Source organism: Halorubrum sp. F4 (assembly GCF_027257195.1).
In the GTDB taxonomy this organism is placed as follows: Archaea; Halobacteriota; Halobacteria; order Halobacteriales; family Haloferacaceae; genus Halorubrum.
This window is the reverse complement of sequence record NZ_JAPDFS010000010.1, coordinates 24,347-30,862: the sequence shown is the minus strand read 5'-3', so window position 1 is coordinate 30,862 and position 6,516 is coordinate 24,347. Positions and strand designations below refer to the sequence as shown.

The 6,516-nt window shown below is 66.6% G+C and carries 8 protein-coding genes; all 8 read right to left on the bottom strand.

The features are described 5' to 3' along the window. Positions 1-1,148, bottom strand: a 1,148-nt coding sequence (locus OKW78_RS14845; RefSeq protein ID WP_281195844.1) for a hypothetical protein, incomplete at its 3' end; no start/stop codon positions are given. A 171-nt stretch (positions 1,149-1,319) separates the two neighbouring features. After that, positions 1,320-2,690, bottom strand: coding sequence for a hypothetical protein (locus OKW78_RS14840; protein WP_281195843.1), 1,371 nt, complete (start codon positions 2,688-2,690; stop codon positions 1,320-1,322). After that, positions 2,687-3,454, bottom strand: coding sequence for a hypothetical protein (locus OKW78_RS14835; RefSeq protein ID WP_281195842.1), 768 nt, complete (start codon positions 3,452-3,454; stop codon positions 2,687-2,689). The genes OKW78_RS14840 and OKW78_RS14835 overlap by 4 nt, the downstream gene beginning before the upstream one ends. Next, on the bottom strand, positions 3,447-5,303 hold the full coding sequence (locus OKW78_RS14830) for a hypothetical protein (RefSeq protein ID WP_281195841.1): 1,857 nt from the start codon (positions 5,301-5,303) through the stop codon (positions 3,447-3,449). Before OKW78_RS14830 ends, OKW78_RS14835 begins: the two co-directional genes overlap by 8 nt. Continuing rightward, positions 5,300-5,458, bottom strand: a complete 159-nt coding sequence (locus OKW78_RS14825; RefSeq protein ID WP_281195840.1) for a hypothetical protein — start codon at positions 5,456-5,458, stop codon at positions 5,300-5,302. Before OKW78_RS14825 ends, OKW78_RS14830 begins: the two co-directional genes overlap by 4 nt. Continuing rightward, positions 5,455-5,862, bottom strand: coding sequence for a zinc ribbon domain-containing protein (locus OKW78_RS14820; RefSeq protein WP_281195839.1), 408 nt, complete (start codon positions 5,860-5,862; stop codon positions 5,455-5,457). The genes OKW78_RS14825 and OKW78_RS14820 overlap by 4 nt, the downstream gene beginning before the upstream one ends. Beyond that, positions 5,859-6,095: a hypothetical protein gene (locus tag OKW78_RS14815; RefSeq protein WP_281195838.1), complete on the bottom strand. Its 237-nt coding sequence runs from the start codon at positions 6,093-6,095 to the stop codon at positions 5,859-5,861. Before OKW78_RS14815 ends, OKW78_RS14820 begins: the two co-directional genes overlap by 4 nt. Then, the gene (locus tag OKW78_RS14810; protein WP_281195837.1) at positions 6,095-6,460 is read right to left on the bottom strand and encodes a hypothetical protein; all 366 of its coding nucleotides are present in this window, start codon (positions 6,458-6,460) and stop codon (positions 6,095-6,097) included. Before OKW78_RS14810 ends, OKW78_RS14815 begins: the two co-directional genes overlap by 1 nt. Positions 6,461-6,516 lie beyond the last annotated feature (56 nt).

The following is a 6,516-nucleotide window of genomic DNA, read 5'->3' as shown; positions in this document are numbered from 1 at the left end:
TCGATGTTCCCACCGACCGACACGCTCGTCGAATGTCCGTTCGCCACCGTCCCGAATGACGACGATCCCGACGAAGTCGACTCGGTTCCAGTCACCGTGACCTCCTCGTCACGAGCGTCCTGATTCCCGCCGACATCGACGCTCGCAGTTCCACCGTCCGAGAGCGTCCCGAACGACGAAGAGCCCGACGAGGTCGTCTCCACGCCCGTGAACGTCACAGCTTCGTCGCGTGGTGCCGTCGTGCCACCGACCGTCGTCGTGAACGACTCACTTCCCGAGACTCTCGTCGAGGTCGACATCGGCTTCGTGTTCTCGACGCCGGTCAGCTCCACGGAGAGATTTTCACCGCCGTTCGGTGCCTCGTAGGTGATCGTGTCGCCGTCGGTCGCCGAGTCGGCCGTCACCTGGAGCTCGCCGTCGAACGTGACCGTATTCGAGGAGAAGCCTTCGACGTAGAACGCCGCCGAAGTTCCCTGAACACGGATCGGAGCCGCGTAGCTCCCGTTCGTCTCGTGGTCGATGTACGCGTTCGCCGGCACTTTCCCGAGGTGCTGTTCGAACCACGACGTGTCGATCGAGACCCACCGACCGTCGTGGGTCCGGTCGTCCTCGAGAATGATCGCTGGCTCGCCGTCGACGACGCCCGTCTCGACGCTCATTGTCTGGCTCCCGGCTGAGGTCATCACCTGCTTCGGCGCTGCCGGAGCCGTCTCCGACGATGGCCCCGTTGTGACCACCTGCCGGTACTCGGTCGCCATGTCGCCCTCGTCGCTCGTCGAGTCGTCTCCGTCGTCGGTCGAGTCGGAGTCCGGCGTGTCCGCCGGCGGCGAGACCGTCGTGTTCCCGCCTTCGGGCTCCGCGGTGGGTTCCGGTGCGGGATCGCCGCCGAACGGCGCGGCTGGGACCACGAGCGCCGCGACGAGTACCACGGCCGCGAGCGCCAGCGGTTTGAGTGCGCTCCGTGGAATGTGGAGGCGATCGAGCGTGCCGTATAGCTGCGGCGCGATCTCATCGGTCGCCTTCGCGAACTCCGCGCGAACTCGTGCGACGTACGCGAGCAGTGTCGCTTTGAGCCACGCGAGCAACTCCGTCTCGTTCTCCTCTCCACCGTCGTTCTCGTCGTCGGTTTTCGTGTCCTCGTTAGTCATGATTCACCCCCTCCCCCTCCCGTTCCCTTAATTACGCGCGCGTACGGGGTTCGCTGAGAGCAGCCGCGCGAGATTCCGAACCGACCGATCTCGGGAGGATAAGTTTGCTTTGACATCGAAAATCGCTGGCTAGCGTGATCGAAGCGGCCGAAATCGGCCCCCTTGGAGGCGCTACATCGCATCGAGGGCCTCCTCCCGGCGCGGGTAGCGCACCGAGATCTCGCCGCGGAAGTCGTAGTTCCGGTACGGGTTCGCCCACTCGATCGGCGTGTAGTTCCGATTCCGCCAGATCACCGCCCGCCCCGTCCGGTCCGCGAACCGGTTGACGTAGCTCATGTCGATCGGGACGTTCCCGATCCCGGACAGCGACGACGCCGGCGGAGCCGTCTTCGGCATCGTCACGTACCACCGCGTCTTTTCGCGAACTCCCTCGTCACACCGCGAGACGCTGTGGGACAGCTGGATGTTCGAGAGGTTCTTCTTCCGGCCCTTGCCCTGGGATACGGGGTAGCCCTTCACCTTCCGGTTCTGGTCGTTCTCGTTCGCCTCCGGGTTCAGTGGCACCAGGTCGGAGAACTCGTCGTGGACGATCGTCGTCGGGTGGAGGAACTCGTCGTCCTTCGCTCTCGTCTCCATGAATGCGAAATTAACGTCGCGGAGTGGCGTCACCTCGGAGATCTCCTCTGCGTCTCGAGCCGGCGTGTACGTCGCCGTGGTCAGCTTCTCGCATCCCCGGAACAGCGGATCCGGGAGCACCGCGTAGAGCCCACCGGGGACGACCTTCGTCATGAGGTCCCGCGGGGTTCGGTAGGTGATCGTGTCGCGGAACACGTCGGTCAGCGAGATCTCCGTCGTCGGCAGCGTCGGGTTCCGCGGCTTCGCGTGGACCTCGTACTCGACGCCTCTCGGCACCGCGACCGTCATGTACGGCGCGAGCGGGAGACACTCGAGTTCGTCGAGCGTGAGCATCCACAGCAGCGTCTCGTTGTTGATCTCGGTCATCCGGACGCCGCCGATCACGTTCGCGAACGACGTCTTCCCGCCGCCGGGCTTCGAGTGTGCCCAGATGTCGGTCCCGCCGTCGCCCATCGCTGCGAGCACGTGCTCGTTCTTCGGCTTCGCGAGCCACTCGAGAACTCGACGTCGAGTCTCGGGAGCGTCGGCGATGATGTCGTCGTCGACGCGACCGTCCTCGAGCGCCCACAGCTCCGCGTCGTCGACGTGGATGATCGCGTCGAGGTACGCACTCGGGTACCGATACACCGGATGCGCCTCCGTCTTCCCGCTGATCCGTGCCGTCCGCGAGAGGCTTTTCAGCTTCTTATGGAACGGGTCTAGGCAGTTCCCGTTCTCGTCCTCGAAGTCCTGATAGATCTTCTCGCCGTCGTTGTGGAGTTGGTCCAACCGATCCCACGACTTCTCGCCCGCGTGGTATCGCGCCTGCCGCGACTTCGTCCACGGATCGAAGTCCTCGCGGAGTTGGTCGAGTACCTTCTCCTGGCCGTTCTGTTCCGTCTGTCGACTGCTGAATGACTTGCTCATGAGTTCCAAGCCTCGTGTGTCTCTCCGCTGCTGTCCGTTCTCTCGCCGCCGTTGAGCGTCCTCGCGGCCGCCAGGAACGACGGCATCACCGTCCCGACAGCGAACCGATACCGCGTCAGCTTCGCTCCTCGAGAGTCCGTGTCGAGCATCGCATCGAGCAGCGTCGGCGACGACACGATCGCGTTGAGAAGCCCCTCGGGCGTCTCCCCGTTCGTCGGCGCTGCCAGCGACCGAACCCAGCGGCCGACGTCCTCGCGAGTCTCGAAGCCGCTCCACAGTTGGATCAGCGCCCCCGCCTGGCTCCGGTCGAGCCGCCGGAACGCCGGCCGCATCAACGGGTTCCGCTCCGACTCGGGATCGACGTCTTTCCATGACTCGCCCTGTTCGTCCTCGACGCGTTCGTTCGCCCGCTCTCGGAACTCCTTGTACGCGAGGTCACACGCATCGCTCAGGCCTTCGACCGTCCGCAGACGGACGTATCGCCCTTCGGGCGAACCTCTCGCGTTGAGCAGGTACTCGAGGACGGACGACAGCGGCATCATGTCCGACGGCTCGAGGACGTCCTCGACGTGGCCGAGCGTTCGGATCCCGGCCGCTTGGTACCACGTGAGCGCCGCCCAGTACGTTGAGAAGCCACCCGACAGCGGTTCGATCGGTGGGTCTCGCTTCGGGTCGCCCGTGTAGAGGAGCCGATCCTGGTCGCGATCGAGGACGTCGAGTGCCGGCCGCGTCGTCCGCGCCTTCACGTCGGCAGCGTCACTCATCGTCGCCCTCCCGGTCGTCGCGACCGTCGCCGACACCACCATCGTCGACCGGCGTGCGGTCGATCTCCGAGCCGGCGTTCTCGTCGAGGCCCATCACGCCGAGGGGCATGTTCAGCTCCTCCTCGAGGAGTTTGCGGATCATGCTCGCGTCGCGCCGAGAGTCGACCTCCCGGGCTTCGAGCGCCGTCGACGTCCGCTCGGACCACGCGATCTCCTCGTACTCCTCGAGTGTTTTCGCGTCCGAGTGCTCGCTCTGGAGGACGGTCAGCGACGCGTCGGCCGTGACGTCGTGACGCGGTGCCGGTTCGAATCCGATCGAGCCGTCGACGGCCTCATAGCTCTCGACCGCCAGCAGCACGAGCCCGACACCAGCGCCCACGATCGGCGTGTTGAACGCGGTCGACCCGACGTGCCACCCGATGAGCGGGAGTGCCAGCGTGGCGGCCGTCAGGGCCGCGTAGAGGCCACGAGTGATCGCCGAGAGGCTCTCGTCCTCGGCCGGCTCCGGAAGGCGGTGCCACACCGGCATCCGCCGCCGGAGGTGTGCCGGTCGATGGTCGACCGCCACGTCCGACTCCGGATCGACGTACACCTTCTGACTCGCCGAGCCGTTCACCCGGACTCGCGTCCGGAGCTCGGAGAGATCGAGCTTCGCGGCGCTCGAGAACAGCCTCGCGAAGAACGGGCGGATGCCCTTCTTCGGCAGGAGTCGGCCGCCCGTCGGCGCTCTCACTGTCGGCAGCAGCGTCAGATCCTCATACAACTCGTCGAAGTAACCGTCCTCGTCGAGCGTGATCTGGTCGGTCGCGCTTGAGGACGCTTTGCCGCCATCGGGGACTGCATCCGGGTCGGCTCGTTCCTCGGTTTCGCCGCGACGAAGCGACAGCGCCTCGGTCAGTTCCTTGCGCTCAAAGGCGATCGTTTCGGTCGGTGGCCGCATCCGGAGGCCGCCGCCGTAGGCGATCGGCAATAACGACAGTCCCATGAGCACGTCGAGATGCTGAACGACGACCGAGATCTCGTAGTACAGTCCGGCGAGCGCCAGCAGCACGCCGACGCCGCTCACGAACGCCCACGTTCCGAGCGAGTATCCTGGCCCGCGGCCCGTCCGTTTGAGCGTTGCCCTCGCTCCCGAGAGCCCGATCACGATCGACGCCACTCCCGGCAGGATCGCCGTCCGGAACGCGTACCACCACGCGTCCGCTTGGGTCTCGATCTGGACCTGTTGAGACGCCGGAGCCGACGCGTGAGTGAACCGCCAGCGAGCGCCGTCGACGACCTCGCCGTCACGCTCGAGCCACATCGTCGCCTCCACCGAATCGTTGTAGTGCGAGTTCAACGCGATCGGTGCCGTCGCGTAACCGCTCTCGACGTCGACCGTCACGCGCTGAACCTCCTGGTTCGCCGCGTACTCGACAGTCGTCCCGTTCACCGTCTCCGTCTCCGGCTGCCAGTACGTGATGACCGCCTCGTACTCGCCGGTCGACTCCGATCCGAACACAGTCGAGTACAGCTCGATCTCGTCGGCGTTCAGCGTCGTTCCGCGTTCGAGGTGGACACGTTCGTTCTCGAGCGGGCCGGCCGGCGTGTAGCGGACCGCGACCGCCCCGGTCGGCGGGTCGCCGCCCACGTATCGGACCGCGGGCGGTGCCGCTGCCGGCTGGTTGCCGCCCGTCCGCAGCTGGGAGATCTCGAACGGTCCCGGCGGGTCGAAGTCGACATCGCCCGACTCGGCCTGTGGCATCGCCGCGTCTTCGGTTGGTGCCACGGCCGCCAGTGCGGGCGTCGCCGTCGTCACGACCAGGAGGATAGCGAGGCTTGCCGCGGCGACCGCGGCACCCCGCGTCATCGAGGGACCTCCGTGTGTACCCACTGCTCGTAGAGCACGGCTGCGACGAGCGCTAATCCGATCGCACCGAGAAACGCGTACGGTCCGACGTACGCGACCATTTCTCTCGTCGCCCTCAGAACCGCCACAAACGGCGCTACGAAGAGTGAGATCATCGATGCCCCTCGGTGTCGGCGAACTCGCCACCGTCGGCGATCGTCTCGACGGGAGGCGAGCGCTCGAGTTCGTTCAGTTCGATCGGACGCCGTCGCTCCGGGATCCGCTCGTCGATCGGTGGTGCCGCCTCGACATCGTCGAGACGGTATCCGCAGCAGCTACAGTAGCGCTGTTTGAGCGCGTTGATCTCCGCTCGACAGTTCGAGCACGCGTCGGTGGTCCACATCCCTCGCAGCCAGAACAGCGAGAGGCCGCCCACCATCCCGGCGATAGCCACCGCGCCGGCGTCGACGATGACACCGAGTGCGAGAACGGCCACCGAGGCGATCAGAAGCGCGTAGAACGTCCCTTCGGGTGCGTCGAGGTACCACCGCCGGATCGTCCGCCGTGTGGCCAGCCTCATCGACTTCCCCTCGCGTTCTCCAGCTCGTCGAGAGCGGCCGCCTCGAGGTACCCGTCAGCGGTGCCGAGCCCGAACGCGAGGAGCCCGCCGACGATCACCCACTTTTCGAGGAACGTCGATGGTCCGGCGGCGAACGTCTGGGCCGCGAGGTAGAACCCTATGAGTGCGAGCCCGACACTCACCGCGATCCGGGCGGGGGTAGGCTCCTCCGCCCACAGTCCGGACACCGACATCAGTCGTCACCTCCGAAGACGGCGTAGCCGATCACGAACACGGTGACCCCGATCAGCAGGAACTGCGCGCCCGTGAGCGATCCGAGGTAGCCCCCGGTGCCGAGCGAGCCCGCAAGCCCGGCGATCGCCGCGACGAACCAGCCGGGTTCGGCGAGGATCGCGGTCACGAGGTCGTTCCCGAACTGGATGCCGATCCCGAGGCCAGCTGCCCCGGCGACCGCACCCGATCGAGCCCCGCGAGAGGCCGCCGACCCCGCGGTCGACGCTGCCGAGCCGGCACGAGCCGCCGCCTCACGGCTCTCCTCGACGCCGACCGCGTAGACGAGCGCTCCGACCGCTACGATGCCGAGCGCGACCGTCAACATCCGCCCTCACCGCCGTTCACTTCCGCTCGATACGTCTCCGTCCGTCCGCTGTCGTT

Bases quoted from the DNA above. Each gene is read 5' to 3' on its own strand.
- OKW78_RS14820 (WP_281195839.1), bottom strand. From the start codon at position 5,862: ATGAGGCTGGCCACACGGCGGACGATCCGGCGGTGGTACCTCGACGCA.
- OKW78_RS14810 (WP_281195837.1), bottom strand. From the start codon at position 6,460: ATGTTGACGGTCGCGCTCGGCATCGTAGCGGTCGGAGCGCTCGTCTAC.
- OKW78_RS14815 (WP_281195838.1), bottom strand. From the start codon at position 6,095: ATGTCGGTGTCCGGACTGTGGGCGGAGGAGCCTACCCCCGCCCGGATC.
- OKW78_RS14835 (WP_281195842.1), bottom strand. From the start codon at position 3,454: ATGAGTGACGCTGCCGACGTGAAGGCGCGGACGACGCGGCCGGCACTC.
- OKW78_RS14830 (WP_281195841.1), bottom strand. From the start codon at position 5,303: ATGACGCGGGGTGCCGCGGTCGCCGCGGCAAGCCTCGCTATCCTCCTG.
- OKW78_RS14825 (WP_281195840.1), bottom strand. From the start codon at position 5,458: ATGATCTCACTCTTCGTAGCGCCGTTTGTGGCGGTTCTGAGGGCGACG.
- OKW78_RS14840 (WP_281195843.1), bottom strand. From the start codon at position 2,690: ATGAGCAAGTCATTCAGCAGTCGACAGACGGAACAGAACGGCCAGGAG.